Origin of the sequence: Pseudomonas phoenicis (assembly GCF_047302395.1) — a bacterium.
GTDB lineage: Bacteria > Pseudomonadota > Gammaproteobacteria > Pseudomonadales > Pseudomonadaceae > Aquipseudomonas.
The window spans coordinates 3,835,120-3,853,175 of the sequence record NZ_CP154852.1 but is presented as its reverse complement, the minus strand read 5'-3'; the positions used below and the strand labels follow the sequence as shown (position 1 = coordinate 3,853,175).

11 protein-coding genes are annotated in these 18,056 nt (G+C 63.2%); 4 read left to right on the top strand and 7 right to left on the bottom strand.

Going from position 1 to position 18,056, the window contains the following annotated elements; genetic code table 11:
- Nucleotides 1–100 precede the first annotated feature (100 nt).
- Entirely contained in the window at nt 101–328 is a 228-nt protein-coding gene (locus AA0Z93_RS17500; protein ID WP_413047692.1) for a hypothetical protein, read from the top strand.
- Nucleotides 329–373: 45 nt separating this feature from the next.
- Here the strand turns inward: AA0Z93_RS17500 and AA0Z93_RS17495 are convergent, their stop codons facing one another.
- The 5 genes from AA0Z93_RS17495 to AA0Z93_RS17475 form a co-directional block, all read right to left on the bottom strand.
- Complete coding sequence (locus AA0Z93_RS17495; RefSeq protein ID WP_413047693.1) at nt 374–862, bottom strand: copper chaperone PCu(A)C; 489 nt, start codon at nt 860–862, stop codon at nt 374–376.
- Complete coding sequence (locus AA0Z93_RS17490; RefSeq protein ID WP_296267642.1) at nt 862–1,470, bottom strand: SCO family protein; 609 nt, start codon at nt 1,468–1,470, stop codon at nt 862–864. Before AA0Z93_RS17490 ends, AA0Z93_RS17495 begins: the two co-directional genes overlap by 1 nt.
- A 235-nt stretch (nt 1,471–1,705) precedes the next feature.
- Nucleotides 1,706–2,290 carry a Fe-S biogenesis protein NfuA gene (nfuA, locus tag AA0Z93_RS17485; protein WP_296267640.1) on the bottom strand — a complete coding sequence of 195 codons (585 nt, stop codon included), beginning with the start codon at nt 2,288–2,290 and terminating at the stop codon, nt 1,706–1,708.
- Between the two features lie 70 nt (nt 2,291–2,360).
- Complete coding sequence (locus tag AA0Z93_RS17480; protein WP_413047694.1) at nt 2,361–3,383, bottom strand: acyltransferase family protein; 1,023 nt, start codon at nt 3,381–3,383, stop codon at nt 2,361–2,363.
- A gap of 123 nt (nt 3,384–3,506) precedes the next feature.
- Nucleotides 3,507–5,819 carry a fatty acid cis/trans isomerase gene (locus tag AA0Z93_RS17475; protein WP_413047695.1) on the bottom strand — a complete coding sequence of 771 codons (2,313 nt, stop codon included), beginning with the start codon at nt 5,817–5,819 and terminating at the stop codon, nt 3,507–3,509.
- Nucleotides 5,820–5,991: 172 nt separating this feature from the next.
- Here AA0Z93_RS17475 and metH point away from each other — a divergent pair, with 172 nt between their 5' ends.
- Nucleotides 5,992–9,699, top strand: coding sequence for a methionine synthase (gene metH, locus AA0Z93_RS17470; protein WP_413047696.1), 3,708 nt, complete (start codon nt 5,992–5,994; stop codon nt 9,697–9,699).
- 464 nt (nt 9,700–10,163) lie between these two features.
- On the opposite strand, the gene AA0Z93_RS17465 is transcribed toward metH, so the two are convergent.
- Nucleotides 10,164–11,231, bottom strand: a complete 1,068-nt coding sequence (locus tag AA0Z93_RS17465; RefSeq protein ID WP_413047697.1) for an ABC transporter substrate-binding protein — start codon at nt 11,229–11,231, stop codon at nt 10,164–10,166.
- A gap of 214 nt (nt 11,232–11,445) precedes the next feature.
- Here AA0Z93_RS17465 and AA0Z93_RS17460 point away from each other — a divergent pair, with 214 nt between their 5' ends.
- Together AA0Z93_RS17460 and AA0Z93_RS17455 are read left to right on the top strand one after the other, a co-directional pair.
- Nucleotides 11,446–13,098: a nitrite/sulfite reductase gene (locus AA0Z93_RS17460; protein ID WP_413047698.1), complete on the top strand. Its 1,653-nt coding sequence runs from the start codon at nt 11,446–11,448 to the stop codon at nt 13,096–13,098.
- On the top strand, nt 13,082–13,576 hold the full coding sequence (locus AA0Z93_RS17455; protein ID WP_413047699.1) for a DUF934 domain-containing protein: 495 nt from the start codon (nt 13,082–13,084) through the stop codon (nt 13,574–13,576). The genes AA0Z93_RS17460 and AA0Z93_RS17455 overlap by 17 nt, the downstream gene beginning before the upstream one ends.
- Nucleotides 13,577–13,622: 46 nt before the next feature.
- Here the strand turns inward: AA0Z93_RS17455 and AA0Z93_RS17450 are convergent, their stop codons facing one another.
- Nucleotides 13,623–17,957 (bottom strand): NEL-type E3 ubiquitin ligase domain-containing protein, encoded by a 4,335-nt coding sequence (locus AA0Z93_RS17450; RefSeq protein WP_413398540.1) that lies wholly within the window; start codon nt 17,955–17,957, stop codon nt 13,623–13,625.
- Between the last annotated feature and the right edge of the window lie 99 nt (nt 17,958–18,056).

The window sequence follows — 18,056 nt, the reverse complement described above, 5'->3', positions numbered from 1 at the left end:
GCAGCAGACGAGGGCAAGGACGCCACCGCGTGATGGCAGTGCGCGCGATTGCCTTGGAAATTCTCTACTACACTGCATGGGCTAATCGGAGGATTTCGCCATGTCCGAAAAACAGATCACCACGCTTCTGGCGCTGATGAACCAGCGCCAAGCCTGTTTGAGCAGCGCCTGCAAAGAGATCGCCAACTGGATCGACCAACAAGGCGATGTGCCCGCAGCCGGTAAGATCCGCGCCAGCCTCAAGGCCTTGGAGGCCGACGAAGCGCAGGTGCGCAAGGCCTTGACTTCGCTGAGCCTGGACAGACCCCTACCGCGCTTTCGCAGTTGAACGTGGGCACTATCAAGAAGGGCCGCTGATGCGGCCCTTCTTGCTTCAATGCTTCATGTGCATGTGGCCGTGTCCGGCGCCCGCCTCGGCGGTCAGCGGACGAACCTCGGCCTGCACCTGAATGGTTTGCTTGGCGCCCTTGGCATCTTCGACGGTCAGGGTCAACGGCACGGATTCGCCTTCCTTCACCTGCCCGTTGAGCCCCATCAGCATCACATGGTAACCGTTCGGGTCCAGGGCGACGGCCTTGCCAGCCGGCAACGGCATGGCCTCCACCTGGCGCATGCCCATGACATCGCCGTTCATGGTCATCTCATGCACCTGTACGGTCTTGGCCACAGGCGAAGCCACGCTCACCAGCTTGCTGTCGGTATCGGCGGTCAGGGTCATGAAGGCGCCCGTCGACTGCTGCTGCGGCACGCTGGCGCGTACCCAGGCGTCGCTCACGGTGGTCTGCGCAAAGGCCGGCAGCGTGAGGCTCGACAGCGCCACGGCGGCCAGACCGCATTTGATCGATTGCAGGGAAACAGCCATTAGCAAATCTCCATCAGAGTGGCCAGGTCTTCGGCGCATTCCTTGGCGTTCAAGGAATGACCCAGGCTCAGGCGCAGAGTGCCACGTGTGTCGTAGACGTAGCTGGTGGACGAATGAGAGATGGTGTAAGTGTCGCCGGTCGGGACCTTCTCGTAGAACACCCGGAACTCCCTGGCCACTTGATCGATTTCTTCCGGGGTTCCCGTGAGCGCGACGAACGACGGGTCGAAGGCTTTGACGTAGGCATCGAGCACTTGCGGGGTATCGCGCTCGGGGTCCAGGGTGATGAACACCACTTGGAACAGGTCGCGGTCGCGGCCGCGCAGCAGGCTGCGGATCTGCGCCGCACGCGCCAGGGTGGTCGGGCAGATGGCCGGGCACTGGGTGAAGCCGAAGAAGATCATCGGCATGCTGCCGTAGAAGCTCGACAGGGTACGCACATTGCCTTGAGTGTCCTTGAGGCTGAACTTGCGCCCCAGGATCTCGTTGCTCATGTTCTTGCCGTATTTGAAATCGAGCCCGCGTGCCGGGTTGCAGCCTGCCAGCAGGCCCAAGCCCAGGATGCTCATCCCGGTTACCACGGCGCGCCGGGTCAACAGATCAGTCATGGAACCATCCTTTACAGGGAAGGTGCCGACCTTTCGAGCAGGCCGGCCGGAAAATCGCGGGCATTCTTGCACGACACCCGAGGCACGACCAGCCAAGGCGCCACGAATGAGCCGCAAGACCTGTAAATCCGGGCCGCGACCCGTTGTCGCAGGGCTTGAATCAGTAACAGTTTGTTGCTAGGCCTGGCAAAAAGAAGCCGGAGGGAGGCGACTCCACTCCGGCGCTCGCCTGGCCTCAGTAGTAGGCGTTTTCTTTCTGGCTGTGGTCGGTGACGTCGCGCACACCCTTGAGCTCGGGCACGCGTTCGAGCAGCGTGCGCTCGATGCCGTCCTTGAGGGTCACATCGGCCTGGCCGCAGCCCTGGCAGCCACCGCCGAACTGCAGTACGGCGATGCCGTCTTCGACCACTTCGATCAGGCTGACCTGGCCGCCGTGGCTGGCCAGACCCGGATTGATCTCGGTCTGCAGGTAATAGTTGATGCGCTCGTTGAGCGGGCTGTCGTCGTTGACCATCGGCACTTTGGCGTTCGGCGCCTTGATGGTCAGCTGGCCGCCCATGCGGTCGGTGGCGTAGTCGACCAAGGCGTCTTCGAGAAACGGCTCGCTGACGGCATCGATATAGGCCGTAAAGCTTTTCAGCCCAAGGGCGGTGTCTTCAGGTTTTTCTTCGCCCGGCTTGCAGTAGGCGATGCACGTCTCAGCGTACTGGGTGCCCGGCTGGGTGATGAACACGCGAATGCCAATGCCGGGCGTGTTCTGCTTGCTCAGCAGATCGGCCAGGTAGTCATGGGCGGCGTCGGTAATGGTTATAGCGCTCATGTAGGTTCCTCACAGACTTGCCGGCAGTGTACGCCAAACCGGCGCAGCGGACAAAGTCCTAGCATTTGACTCAGGAAAGCGCCGACGCCTGGCTCGACGGGCTGCGCGCCTCGAGCCAGGCCCGACCACGCCGGTACAGTCCGCGCTCCAGCCACTGGTAGCTGACCCACGAGGCCAGTGCGATGAGCGGCACGCACAAGGCGAAGACCAAATACGGACTGAGCTGCAGACGCTGGCTCAGCAGCCAGCCGGCCCACAGCACCAGCACATGGATCAGGTACACCGAGTAGGAACAGTCGCCGAGCATCTTCAGCGCCCGATTCCCTTGGAAATACGGTTCCAGTGCGATGAAAGCCATCACCACCAGCGCACTCGGCAGCCCCCAGTGCAGCAGGCGGTCGGACGCGTCCAAGCGGTAAATGGCGTAACCGGCGACGGCCAGTACGGCCAGCGGCAACCACAGCCCTTCGCGCAACAGACCACGGCGGTAGACCACGCCGATGCCGATGCCGAGCAGGAATTCATAGATGATGCTGTTGTTGTAGAAGCGGCTCACCACGCCCATACGCCCCAGCACTTCGCTGGCCAACAGCAGTGCGACTGCGACCAGTATCAGCTGGTGGCGCCGGCGCACGAAGAACGCCAGGGCGAACAGCCCATAGAAGAACATCTCGAAATTCAGCGTCCACCCGACGTTGAGCGTGGGATACAGACCGAAGCCACCCGGGTTTTCTGCAGGGATGAACAGCAGCGACAGCAGCAGGTGCTGCCACTCGAACGTCTGGTGCGGCATCCAGCGGCTGGCGCAGAACAGCAGCAAGGCCATCAGCCCCGTGTAGAACCAGTAGGCCGGCACGATGCGCAACAGGCGTTGCAGCATGAATTGCTGCGGCGCGATGGTTTTGTCGCGGGTCGAAAGATAGATCACCAGCCCGCTGATGACGAAAAAGATGTCGACCCCCACCGCGCCGCGCTCGGTGAACAGGCGGCCTAGCGGGCTGGAGGCATGGAAGTCGAAGAAGATTTGCATGAAGTGGTGGCAAACCACCACCCAGGCGGCGAACGCCCGCAGTGCTTGAAGGGAATACAGCATGCGTGTTCCTACGTCGTGAGTGCATTGCTGCCCTGCCGAGCGCTGTAAAGCTGACTCGGCAAGGCGACCACATGCCTACGACCGCAGTACTGCGGGAAAGGTCAGTACCCTCCCCGCCGCCCTTCACAGGTTTTCGTAGCGGTTCATATCGAGCACGCCGGCTTCCACCGGCTCGGTTTCCTCGATGAAGCGGCTCATGTCGTGGAAGTATTCCCAGAACTGCGGATGGGAACGGCGTATGCCCCAACGCTCCACGACGCGCTCGAACCGCGCTTTGTCATCGCCTGCCGCCTGCAAGGCATCGACGAAGGCCGGGACCTCACCGGCAGGCACGTTGAACATGAAGTTCGGGTAGCTGGTGAGCACACCCGGATAGAGCGTCAAGGTATCGAGCCCTGGCTGATAGCGGTAAGCCTCGCCGAGCAGGAAGGCGACGTTGCTGTGGGCGCGGTTGCGCAACAGGCTGTAGACCTGGCGCTTGCCGTCCGGGGCCTGGATCCGCAACAGCGTCGCTTCGGGCAACTGGTCGATGACCTTCAGCCCTGCCGCCGGGCGCGAGACCAGGCGGCTGAGCGACTGTTCGGCGTTGCGCAAGGCTTGCGGCTGATCGGGTCGCGAGCAGTAGGCGCCAGTACACCGGTTGATCGGGTCGGGAGCGACGTTGAGGCCCTGAGTGCGCTGCAACAACTGCTGGCCAAACTCGCGCACGGCATGATGCTTGCTCAACGCCAAGCCGCTACGGGTATCGGTGTCGATGTCTTCGTAGTCGAGCCAGATCTTGATCTTGCCGCTGTCCTGGTACCAGTCGCCAAGGATCGCGGCGCGCGCGTCGGCAGGCATCAGGCGCAGGAAGTTGACTTCGGCGCCGTTGCGGATCAGGTCGAAGTACAGCCGGGTCTGCAATTGGTGCGACAGGTTGCCGAACACGTCGAAGTTGACCGCCAACTGGTAATAGGTGCGCTCCAGCAGTGGATAGTCGAACAGCCAGGTGGTCTGCGGCACGTCGCCGATCAGGCCCTTGTTCACCGTGGCGCTGTCGAAATGACGGAAGATGCTCAGCAGCGCATTGTCGTTGCCCGTCCACAGCGTGGCCCAAGTCGGTGCCGGCGCTGCGGCGTAAGCGTCGCGGCGCAGGCCTTCGTAGGCGTTGCGTTTGTCGCGGTAGGCGCGCCACAGGCTCAGCACACTGCCCACGTCGTCGATCTGCCCGGGCATGGCCAGCAAGGGCGTGGCCTCGCCCCGATAGCGGGCGTCGGTGATGTACAGGTCCTGATCGGGGTCCTGGAACAGCGCCCAGAAGTGGTCGCGAATCACATCGGTGGCGATCTGCCCGCGGCAAACCGGTCCGCGAATGAACGTGCGGACGAAATACTCGGCATTGTCGAGCATGAACTGATAGCGCGCGCGAGCCGGAATGGCTTCGAACGTTTCGAACGGGTTGGCGCGACGTTGCGGCCCGTAACCGGGCAGCGCCGTCACCTGCCAGTCGCCGGCATAGAACAGCTGCTTGACCCGCGCCAGCTTGGCCGCGTTCAGCGGGTAGGTGATGTGGGTCTTGTGCACGATCACGCCTTTGACCGGCACCAGGCGGTAATAGAAATCGCCACCGGGTGGATCGTTCGGACGGCGGCTGGCGATGATGTCCACCGCTTTGCCCGAGGGCGTGCGTGAGCGGACCCATTGGAAAAAGTGTCCTGCCTTGCCGCCTTCGAAATACACATGGGCCAGGAACAGGTGCTCGTACAACCAGCGCCCGGCCAACGCTTCGCTGGCGCCTGGGCGGTTGAGCAGGGTTTCCCATTCGGTGATCTGCCGCGCTTCGACGGCGGTGGGTTCGAGCGCTGTCGAATCGACCGGCGCACCGGCCGCCAGCCAGCGTTGCAAAGTCTGGTATTGCTGATCGGTCAGGCCCGTCACGGCCAGCGGCATGCCTTCCTTGGGATGCGCACCGGCATAGGCTTCGAATTCCTGCGGCGCCGGGCACATGTTGGTGCGGTTCAGCCCCAGGACGATCTCGTCGGGGATCTTCGCATTGGGCGTCAATGGCGTCTTGTGACCCAGTTCGAGCATGCGCGCCATCAAAGCCGCTTGGCTGCCCTGGTTGTCGAGCACCGAATAGAAGCCCTTCTTGCGCCAGCCATCCTCGTCGACCGCATCGTAGAACAGCCGTGTGGTGGGTGCGGCGGTACGCCGCTCGCCTTGATAGACCGGCATCTTCGAGCCGCCACGCAGGGCGCCCTCGACACTGCCGAGATTGAGCTGGCAGGCGGCGTCGTTGCAGGCATGGCAGGCCACGCATTTCTCGGTGAAGATCGGCTGGATGTCGCGCGTATAGGAAATCGAAGGGCTGCTCGCAAGGCCCTGGGCCAGTGCCGGCGTGCCGCACAGCGCAACGACGGCGCAGGCGACGATGGCGGCTAATGAACGGTGAATCATGTAAGGGAAGTCCTGGTTCTAAATGGCCATCAGGTATGGACAGTCGTAAAAGATAAAAGGCTCGGGTGCGTCAACATGAGTGTTATTCATGCAAAACGGCACGGCGTCTAAAAACCATGCAACTTTGCTATCATCGCGCACCTTCTGATATCGCCCGACCAGGTAGTTTGCCATGTCCGACCGCATCGCTCGTCTTCACGCTCTTCAGCAGGCACTCAAAGAGCGCATCCTGATTCTCGACGGCGGCATGGGCACCATGATCCAGAGCTACCGTCTGGAGGAAGCCGACTATCGTGGCACGCGCTTCGCCGATTGGCCAAGCGACGTCAAAGGCAACAACGACTTGCTACTGCTGAGCCGGCCCGAAGTCATCGCCGCCATCGAAAAGGCCTACCTCGACGCTGGGGCCGACATCCTCGAAACCAACACCTTCAACGCCACGCAGATTTCCCAAGCCGACTATGGCATGCAGCGGCTGGCCTTCGAGTTGAACGTCGAAGGCGCGCGCATCGCCCGCCAGGTTGCCGACGCCAAGACCCTGGAAACGCCGGACCGCCCGCGCTTCGTCGCTGGCGTGCTCGGCCCGACCAGCCGTACCTGCTCGATTTCGCCCGACGTCAACGACCCCGGCTACCGCAACGTCACCTTCGACGAACTGGTCGAGAACTATATAGAAGCGACCCGTGGCCTGATCGAAGGCGGCGCCGACCTGATCCTGATCGAAACCATCTTCGACACCCTCAACGCCAAGGCGGCGATCTTCGCCGTTCAGCAGGTGTTCGAAGAGGACGGCCTCGAATTGCCGATCATGATTTCCGGCACCATCACCGACGCGTCCGGCCGCACCCTGTCGGGGCAGACTACCGAGGCCTTCTGGAACTCGGTACGCCATGCCAAACCGATTTCGGTGGGACTGAACTGCGCGCTGGGGGCCAAGGAGCTGCGCCCGTACCTGGAAGAGCTGTCGACCAAAGCCGATACCTTCGTCTCCGCCCACCCCAACGCCGGCCTGCCCAACGCCTTCGGCGAGTACGACGAAAGCCCGGCGGAAATGGCCGCAGTGGTCGAAGAGTTCGCTGCCAGCGGCTTTCTCAACATCATCGGCGGCTGCTGCGGCACCACGCCCGGGCACATCCAGGCCATCGCCGAAGCCGTGGCCAAGTACGCGCCGCGGGCCATCCCGGAGATTCCCAAGGCCTGCCGCCTGTCGGGCCTGGAGCCGTTCACCATCGATCGCAGCTCGCTGTTCGTCAACGTCGGCGAGCGCACCAACATCACGGGTTCGGCCAAGTTCGCTCGCCTGATCCGCGAGGAGAACTACACCGAAGCGCTGGAAGTGGCCCTGCAACAGGTCGAGGCCGGTGCCCAGGTGATCGACATCAACATGGACGAAGGGATGCTCGACTCCCAGGCCGCCATGGTCCGTTTCCTCAACCTGATCGCTGGCGAGCCGGACATTTCCCGGGTGCCGATCATGATCGACTCCTCCAAGTGGGAAGTGATCGAAGCCGGCCTCAAGTGCATCCAGGGCAAGGGCATCGTCAACTCGATTTCCATGAAGGAAGGCGTGGAGCAGTTCAAGCACCATGCCCGTCTGTGCAAACGCTATGGCGCGGCCGTGGTGGTGATGGCCTTCGACGAGGTCGGCCAGGCCGACACCGCGGCGCGCAAGCGCGAAATCTGCCAGCGCAGCTACGACATCCTGGTCGATGAGGTGGGTTTCCCGCCCGAAGACATCATCTTCGACCCGAACATCTTCGCCGTCGCCACCGGCATCGAAGAGCACGACAACTATGCCGTGGACTTCATCGAAGCCTGCGCCTACATCCGTGACCACCTGCCCTACGCGCTGACTTCGGGCGGTGTGTCCAACGTGTCGTTCTCCTTCCGCGGCAACAACCCGGTGCGCGAGGCGATCCACTCGGTGTTCCTGTTCCACGCCATCCAGAACGGCCTGACCATGGGTATCGTCAACGCCGGGCAGTTGGAGATCTATGACGAAATCCCGGCCGAGCTGCGTGAGAAAGTCGATGACGTGGTGCTCAATCGCACCCCGGAAGGCACCGACGCGCTGCTGGCGATCGCCGACGACTACAAGGGCGGCGGCGCGGTCAAGGAAGTGGAGAACGAGGCCTGGCGCTCGCTGCCGGTCGACCAGCGCCTCGAGCATGCGCTGGTCAAGGGCATCACCGCGTTCATCGTCGAAGACACCGAGGAGTGCCGCCAGCGGTGCGCGCGCCCCATCGAAGTCATCGAAGGCCCGCTGATGAGCGGCATGAACGTGGTCGGCGACCTGTTCGGTGCGGGCAAGATGTTCCTGCCGCAAGTGGTGAAGTCGGCACGGGTGATGAAACAGGCGGTGGCGCACCTGATTCCGTTCATCGAAGCGGAGAAAGGCGACAAGCCCGAGGCCAAGGGCAAGATCCTCATGGCTACGGTCAAGGGCGACGTGCACGACATCGGCAAGAACATCGTCGGCGTGGTGCTGGGGTGCAACGGCTATGACATCGTCGACCTGGGCGTGATGGTGCCGGCCGAGAAGATCCTGCAGACCGCCCGTGAGCAGCGCTGCGACATCATCGGCCTGTCCGGCCTGATCACGCCGTCGTTGGACGAGATGGTGCACGTGGCGCGCGAGATGCAGCGCCAGGGCTTCGAACTGCCGCTGATGATCGGTGGTGCGACCACGTCCAAGGCCCACACGGCGGTGAAGATCGAGCCCAAGTACAGCAACGACGCGGTGATCTACGTTACCGACGCCTCACGTGCGGTGGGCGTGGCCACGCAGCTGCTGTCCAAGGAGCTCAAGCCCGCCTTCGTCGACAAGACCCGCCAGGAGTACGTCGAAGTCCGTGAGCGTACGGCCAACCGCAGCGCCCGCACCGAACGCCTGAGCTATGCCCAGGCCATCGCCGCCAAGCCTGCCTACGACTGGGCCGGCTATCAGCCGACGGTGCCGTCGTTCACCGGCGTGAAAGTGCTCGACGACATCGATCTGCGCACCCTGGCCGAATACATCGACTGGACGCCGTTCTTCATTTCCTGGGACCTGGCCGGCAAATTCCCGCGCATCCTCACCGACGAAGTAGTAGGCGAAGCGGCGACCGCGTTGTACCAGGATGCCCGTGAAATGCTCGACAAGCTGATCGACGAACGCCTGATCAGCGCCCGCGCGGTGTTCGGCTTCTGGCCGGCCAACCAGGTGCGTGACGACGACATCGAAGTCTATGGCGACGACGGTGCGCCGCTGGCTACGCTGCACCACCTGCGCCAACAGACCATCAAGCCCGACGGCAAGCCGAACTGGTCGCTGGCCGACTTCGTCGCGCCCAAGGGTAGCGGCGTCACCGACTACGTGGGCGGCTTCATCACCACCGCCGGCATCGGCGCCGAGGAAGTGGCCAAGGCCTATCAGGACAAAGGCGACGACTACAACTCGATCATGGTCAAGGCCCTGGCTGACCGCCTGGCCGAGGCTTGCGCCGAGTGGCTGCACGAGCAGGTGCGCAAGGAGCACTGGGGGTATGCCCGCGACGAGCACCTGGACAACGAGGCGCTGATCAAGGAGCAGTACCGCGGCATCCGCCCTGCCCCGGGATACCCCGCCTGCCCGGACCACACCGAGAAGGAAACCCTGTTCCGCCTGCTCGACGGCACTGCATTGGGCGAAACCGGCCCGAGCGGAGTGTTTCTCACCGAGCATTTCGCCATGTTCCCCGCCGCAGCGGTCAGCGGCTGGTACTTCGCCCATCCGCAAGCGCAGTATTTCGCCGTGGGCAAGGTCGACAAGGACCAGATCGACAGCTACAGCGAACGCAAAGGCCAGGCAGTGAGCCTGAGCGAACGCTGGCTGGCGCCCAACCTGGGCTACGACCACTGAGCGCGCTCGGCCGACGTACCAAGGGACGCTCGCGGGGCGCCCTTGTGTCGATTGGATGATGCGAAAGACGAGCGGCGCGTTTCATGCTCGTCCGTCGAATGCAAACAGCCTGGACGTTGGCGCGCCCAGGCTGTTTGCATTCGACGGACGACGTTGACGACGGATCAGCTATGGCTGGCCCAGTATGCCGCCGTGATGACGACCAGCACGATCAGGCACAGGATCGCCCAGGTGTCGACACTGCCGTGGGACTTGCGGACCTTGGTTGGATTACCCATTGCATGGCCTCTTGTTAGCACACGGGAATGTCCGTGGTTCCCAGAGTAAAGACCAGCAAAGCCCTTCTCTCAAGCAGGGTTTTTCGCCGAATATCCGAAAGGACCGCCGCTTGGGGTGCGGGCACTTTCTCCTACGAGCGGTACGAGCGGAGTGCGTGTGCTCCAGCGGCGCGCCGACGTACGAGGCTATTGCGACCGCACTTGCAGGAATGGATAGCGGTAATCCGCCGGGCGCCCTTGGGCGCTCAAGTGCCGCAGGTCGAGGCCGAGGTCTTTGCGGCGCAGACTCTGTAGCCACTGCTGCGCCTCGGCGCGATCGATCAGGTGCAGCGCCGACACCTTGTGCTCACGCAGGCCGTCGCGGTCGACGGGCAAGCCTTGGGCATCGTCGTGCAGCATCACCATGGCCCAGCCGCCTACCGTGAAGTGACCACCTGCCAATACGCTGAGGCGCCCGTCGATGCGCGCTTGCAACGCTTCGGGCGAGGCATTGACGGCGCTGAACAGCACATCGCGCCCAGGCGCCCGCCCGGCCTCTTCGAAGGCACGCATCGCGCCGAAGGCCATCTCTTCATTGGCGCACCACACCAGGCGCAGTTTGGGATAGCGCTGCACCAGCACCTGGGCCTGTTCGTAAGCGCGCTGGCGGCTCCAGCCGCCGTACACCACCTGCCGCAACCTCACCTGTGGGAAGTCCGCGAGGGCTCGACGCATGCCCTCTTCACGCAACTGCGAAGCGGGGGTGTTCTTCACTGCAGCGAACGCCACCAGATCGACCGGGCCGTCCTCCGCGGGCAGTTGCTCGAGCAAACCGTGCAGCATTTCGAAACCCGCCTGCTCGTCGTTGACCGTCAGGGTGCCGAGCACGGGCGCGTAGGTTTGCGGCTGGGTGTCGACACTGTGCATCTGCGCAGGGGTCAGCGCGTTGTTGACGATGAACACTTTGACCCCGCTGCCCTGGGCCAGGCGCAGAATCTGTGGCGCCACGTATTGCTCGTTGACCATGACCAGGTAATCGGGCTTGTCGGGAGCTTTCAGCGCTTGCCGCGCCTGATCCAGGATCAGCGCGGGTTGACTCCGGCCGTATTCGACGCGCAGTTGCATGCCAAGGTCGTCGGCTGCGGCCTGCATGAACGAGGAATAACGGGACCAGAAATCTTCCTGGCGATAGCCTGGGTTGAGAAACACCACAGAGGTGGCCTGCGCGGCGAACGACAGCGACAAGCCAAGCCACAGGCCAAGGGCCTTGAACATCGGGATGGGTTCCTGCTGGGGCAAACGCCGGAGTATAAACAGGTAGATGCCTTACATAAACGAGCGCAGTTTGGCTATTAGGCCAAGCGGTTATTTGTATATGCAAAAACATCACTTTAGCGCATAAACGCAACCTGCTATCTTCCCCCGGCTCCGAGACGGAGTGCGCGGCCGTGCGCGCGAATAGCTGCCTGCAGCCTGAGACAGGACTTATATGTACGTATATGACGAGTACGATCAGCGAATCATCGAGGACCGCGTCAAGCAGTTCCGTGATCAAACCCGCCGTTATCTGGCCGGTGAGCTGAGCGAAGAAGAATTCCGCCCTCTGCGCTTGCAGAATGGCCTGTACATCCAACGTTTTGCGCCGATGCTGCGCGTCGCTGTGCCCTACGGCCAGTTGAACGCCACCCAGGTCCGCACCTTGGCCAAGATCGCACGCGACTACGACAAGGGCTACGCCCACATCAGCACCCGGCAGAACGTGCAGTACAACTGGCCGGCGCTCGAAGACATCCCCGACATTCTGGCCGAACTGGCCACCGTGCAGATGCACGCGATCCAGACCAGCGGCAACTGCCTGCGCAACACCACGACCGACCAGTTCGCGGGCGTCGCAGCCGACGAACTCGTCGATCCGCGGCCCTGGTGCGAAATCGTCCGCCAGTGGACCACCTTCCACCCCGAATTCGCCTACCTGCCGCGCAAGTTCAAGATCGCCATCAATGGCTCGAAGGACGACCGCGCCGCCATCGAAGTACACGACATCGGCCTGGAGCCGGTGCGCAATGACGCCGGCGAGCTGGGCTTCCGTGTGCTGGTCGGCGGCGGCTTGGGCCGTACGCCGGTGGTGGGCTCGTTCATCAACGAGTTCCTGCCCTGGCAAGACCTGATCAGTTACCTCGATGCCATCCTGCGCGTCTACAACCGTTACGGCCGCCGTGACAACAAGTACAAGGCGCGGATCAAGATCCTGATCAAAGCGCTGACCCCAGAGGTGTTCGCCGAGAAAGTCGAGGCGGAAATGGCCCACCTGCGCGGTGGCAGCAGCACCTTGACCGAAGCCGAGGTCGAGCGCGTATCGCGCCACTTCGTCGACCCGGACTACAAGTCGCTGGACAACGTCGACTTCACGGCCCTCGAACAGGATTTCCCAGGTTTCGCCCGCTGGCGCGCACGCAACACCCGCGCGCACAAGCGTCCGGGCTATGTCGCGGTGACGCTCTCGCTCAAACCCACCGGTGTCGCCCCGGGCGACCTGACCGACAAGCAGCTCGACGCCGTTGCCGACCTGGCCGAGCGCTACAGCTTCGGCTTCCTGCGCACGTCTCACGAGCAGAACATCATTCTGGCCGACGTCGAGCAGCGCCAATTGCACACGCTGTGGCAAGAGCTGCGCGAAGGCGGCTTCGCCACGCCGAACATCGGCCTGCTCACCGACATCATCTGCTGCCCGGGCGGCGACTACTGCTCGCTGGCCAACGCCAAGTCGATCCCGATCGCCGAATCGATCCAGCGCCGCTTCGACGACCTGGACTATCTGTTCGACATCGGCGAGCTCGACCTGAACATCTCCGGCTGCATGAATGCCTGCGGTCACCACCATGTCGGGCACATCGGCATTCTCGGCGTGGACAAGAAGGGCGAAGAGTTCTATCAGGTTTCGCTTGGCGGCAGCGCCTCGCGCGACGCCAGCCTGGGCAAGATCCTCGGTCCGTCGTTCGCTCAAGAGCAGATGGCGGAAGTGATCGGCAAGCTGATCGACGTGTACGTGGAGCAACGCACCGAAGACGAGCGCTTCATCGATACCTACCAGCGGATCGGCATCGACCCATTCAAGGAGCGCGTCTATGCAGCGAATCATTAAGAACGGCCAGATCATCGACGAAACCTGGCACTTGCTGCCCAAGGAAACCTCGTTCGACGAACTGACCAACTGCGACGACTACATCGTGCCGCTGCAGATGTGGCGCGATCACGGCCATGCGCTCAAAGCCCGCGATGGTGGCTTGGGTGTGTGGCTGGACGCCGACGAGGAAGCCGAGGAGATCGGTGCGGACGTCGCCCAGTTCCAGGTCATCGCCCTGAACTTCCCGGCCTTCACCGACGGGCGCAACTATTCCAATGCGCGCCTGCTGCGCGATCGCTACCAATTCAAGGGTGAGCTGCGCGCCATCGGCGATGTGCTGCGCGACCAGCTGTTCTACATGGCACGTTGCGGTTTCGATGCATTTGCCATACGCGCCGACAAAGACCCGGTGGACGCGCTGGAAGGTCTCAAGGACTTCTCGGTGACCTATCAGGGCGCCACGGACCAACCCCTGCCGCTGTTCCGTCGCCGCTGAAGCCACCTTGGGGCCGCTTGCGGCCCCAAGGTGGACATGCCTGGCATCAACCTGATGCCATCACCAACTCTTCCAGCGTCAGCGCCAGCAGCAGCTTACGCTCTGCGCGCTGGCGCTCGGCCGCCAGCTCTTCGACCTTGTCCAGGTAAGCCTGCTCGCCGAAGAGCGTGCTCCAGCCCTCAAGACCTTCAAGCCGCGCGTGAAAAGGCGCGTTCATCTCTTCGACCAGATGCCCGAAGCGCTGACGCAGATGGTCTATCCAGAAATCACGCTGCGCCAGCGATATCGCAATCGCTTGATGGGTTTCGCCAGCCAGAATGGTCGTACGTGCAAGATTGATGTCAGCTGCAGTGACCGGGCTGTACGAACCGAAATACATGTAATCCGGTTGCTCGGGCAATTCGAGCGATCCGGACAGGTAGACTCGATACGACATGATGACTTCGATGTCATCCACTGGACGGGCCGAGGGTACGGCTCGCAGCCTTGCGATATGAATCGCTGCCAGGCGATCCACTTCGTCGAGTCGATACAATGAGCGCCCCAGCTTGAGCAACGCCCGTGTGGCCATGGCGCCAACATGACCTTGCGTGCGCTCGGCCACGAGCACGCCCACTTCGAGCTGGCTGAGCACGAGCAGCTCGCGGTCGGCACAGGTACGTGGGCCGGCGGCTTGTTGAAACAAGGCTTCTCTAACCTGACTGTCGCGCTCGCAGGCGTTCAGAATCCGCCATACCCGTGCGCGGAGCCGTTTGGGGCGCCGCAGGTACTCGTTGGAGTGGGCGAGGTCTGCTAAGAAACGCAGTAAGTCGCCGCTCCCCGGCTCAGCCTCCAGCCCATCCCATACAGCCTGGTGCCTGGCACGCTCAACGTCGCTTTGATCGCCCAGCCAATGATCGCGCGCCACGGTGTCGACCGGGACATGGGCGTAAGTGATGTCTCGAGCCTGAGCTTCGGCCTGCCCTGCTTGCGCCGCCTGGTTGATCTGGTCCGTGCTGACGCTTTCGAGTGGATTGTCGTGCACGAACAGACGCCGCAGGGAAAACTCTGACCACGAAGATCGCAGGCGTCCGATAGCGTTGTCTCGTAGATCCACCTGCTCGACGAAAGGCTGTTGCCGCGTCCAGTCCGGCACATCTGCGGTCAGGGTATTGCGCAACGAGACGTCGCGCAGGTGGCGCAGCACAGCGAGGTCGGGCATGGCCTGAAGCGGATTGCCGTCCAACTCGAGCCGCTGAAGATGGGTCAGGGCCGCAATCTGCTGATCGCTTTGGGCATCCCAGACGATTCGATTATGTCCCAGCCGTAGCTCTCTGAGGTTTACCAGGGTTTCGAGGCCTTCGGGCAGGCGGGGCAACTGGTTATGGCGCATGTCGAGCAGGCGCAGGTTCGGGAAACGGCTTAGGAACGAAGCAGGCATTTGGGTCAACGCCATATCGCGAAGCACCATCTCCTGCACGTGGCCGAAGTCGATACTTTCTGGCAGCGAAGGCAGTAGGCCGACACGTTCGCCTTCGATGATCAGCCTCGAACCGTCTGGACCTCCGCGCTTGCGGCGCCAACAGCGTCGAAGGCGTGAGGCCACCTCACGCCTTCGAACAGCTTGCAGCAACGTGCTTGGCTCGGCCTGCCAGGTTTCGAGCACGGAACGTAAGGTTGCCAGTTGCAGGTGCAGATCGTGCAGGTGGTTCCAAGGATCAATGCCCCGCGCGCGCAGGTCGCGCAGAAAAGCTTCGGTGTCGGAGGCGGAGAACGTCGGATAGAGCTGACGCAAGCCACGGCTGAACGCCTGCTGGCTGCTCTCCCCCCGCCCGCTCAATGGATACCCCACGCGTCCATCGCCGAGTCGCGACGGCGGCTTGAACCCTTGCCGCTCGGTCGTCATGCCCAGGATACGCGCCGCGTCGCCACGCGCTCGATTCGCCAGCTCGGCAAGACGCTCGCCGAGCGCCGGAGCGCTCAAGTCCGCCTGACCGAGCAAGATTTTTTGCACATCATCCAATCTCAAGGACAGCGCTTCGGTCAGCGTGTCCTCCAGACTGCTGCCTGGCACAAGAGCACCTGAAGCGTCCATGCATCGATACCGGCCCTGCTGGTTGACGATCACGCGTACCTCGGCGCCGACCGCTGCGGTCGAGTGGGCGAGCAGAGGGCCCTGCGGGGTGTCCTGACGAATTTCCATGCGCACGTTATCCGGCCAAGGCGCCACCGCTTCGACCAGGCCCAGTGCCAGCTTTTCCGTATCGCGTCCAGCCAATTGGACGCGCACCAGTCCTGCGCAGGCACGGTCCAGGCGCGCATCATGCAACGCCCAGCGTGCCTGCTGGGCCAGCGCCAAGGGCACACGCTGCTCGTCGATCAGGCGCTGTACCTGGGCCTGAGTGGCGTGTTCGACCAGTTCGTTGGCACACCGAGGGGTCAGGCCTGGGAAGTCGCGCTTGAGCACCTGCGCAGCAGGCTGTAGGTCAGGCTGAGTGGCAGCGACCTGCGCTTCGAAGGCCTCGCCTCGAAGGTCGGGAAATTGCAGATGGACGTCGTACCGTTGCAGGGCATCGCGCAGCCGCGCGGGAGCAGGCGAGCCTTCCACGTGCAGACCGCGCAATTGATCCTGGGTCATGCCAGTGGCACGCAACGCAAAGCGTATTGCGTCGTCGCTGGCCTGGGCAGCCTCGCTGTCGAGGCGGCGCACCAGTTCCCCGACATCGTTCCAGTGCTGGGGCTGCTCCAGCGCGTGCCGCCACCCTCCCGCTCGGTTGCTCTCCACAACAGGCGAATAGGCACCTTCACGCCCTGGATGCACGACCCGCCAGTGAGCGTGCTCATGCGCGCGTTCCAGACGCAACCTGCCCGCCTGAGTGGCGACATGACGCACGGTGGGCGATGCCGCCACCTCTTCACCCACTCGGTTGGCATAGCCCGGCAGCGCCGGGTCGATCAAGCGCAGAGTGCCGGGCGCGGCCACGACCGGTGCCAGACCGTCCACGAACAGCGTCCGCTGGGCCAGGCGCAATACAGCGACCGGCGCGCCTGCCACCAGGGCATTGCCCACAAGACCTTCGGCCACGTTGAACAGGTGCGTGATGGCCGCTTCACGATCTCCCAACTGCCAATCCTCGTACCCCTCGTACACTTCTCGGGCCAACTGCAGGGCGGCGATGCCGAGCATCGCCACACCCAGCCCAGGCACGAACAGGCTGGCAAGCCCAAGCAGATCGAAGCCGGCATCGACATAGCCTTCCAGCCGAGCGGCCCGTGCCTTGCGGTTTTCCTGGTCCGTCGGAACGGCCAGTAGCTTGGCGTCGGCCAGGAGGCTCTCGACCTGGCGCAGGCGCAAGTGAGCGAACACGTCGCCATCGATGGGCGCGTGCCGACAATCGATCTCGATGGGCGCACCGACATTGGCCTCGCTCAGCTTACGGGCCAGTGTGTGGCTGAACGCCTGCTGATCGGCCCTGGCCAGCAATCGCACGAAGAACGCCGCATAGCCGGGTACCGCGAAGCGTCCGGCGAGGGCGATGGACAGCGCGCGCCACGAGGCGTGCATTGACACGCTGGCGATCGGATCGCCGGGTATCCAGGCGACGATGGCTTCGAGGTTGGCATCCGGCGAATCATCGGCTCGCACTTCGATGGCCAGCACACCGTTGACCTGCTTGCCCAGCACGCGTATCTCGTGGGCCTTCCACACGTGCGCGTCCGGCGGTACCACCGGCGTGGGTGCAGCCAACGCCGACAGACGGCGGTAGTTGTCCTGGTCCAGACCGCCGCGTACCAGTGCCAGGCAGGCGTCAGCCACGAACGCCGTGCGAAAGGCTTCCTGCAGCGTATGCTCGACTGCGCCGCGTGTGCCGTCTTCGGGTGTCAGCACCGTCTTGATCCGACGCTGGTACTGCCCACCGATGTCCAGTGTCCGACATAGCTGCGCGAAACGCTCGGGTGCCAATGCGATGGGCCTATGGGCGGCATCGACGATGCAGGTCCCCGACGAGAAGGCGGCCGCCTGGGTCTCGCTGGGATCGAAGTTGTGCAGGGCTGCCGCCAACAGGCTCTGACGACTGGTGTGGCGCCTGTAGGTCTGCGCTATACCGAGGCTGGCACTGGCTTGTGGCAGGAGCGCCACCAAGTCCAGCTGAGCGGTGCGTACATCCAGTCGACGCCCGAGCTCATGTTCCAGTACGGGGGACAGCAAGGCGTCGCCGAATGCCGGCAAGGCGGGGATGGCATCGAGCAAGCGCTGGGCCTGGACATGAGCACGCTGCTGCGCAAGCAAATGCCTGCGCAGGGCCGCGCGCTGCTCAGGCAGGGCCGCTCGGAACCAAGTAGGCAATCGATGCGCAATCAGCGTGTCGACACTGGTGGCCGGGGCAAGATGGTCGGACATGGCAGAGCCTCTCGAGTACGGAAAAGGCCAAGTCTGCATGCCCCGTTTTCGCTCACGCGGTAGCTATGTCTAAGGCTTCACGTATCTATCGCGATCGAG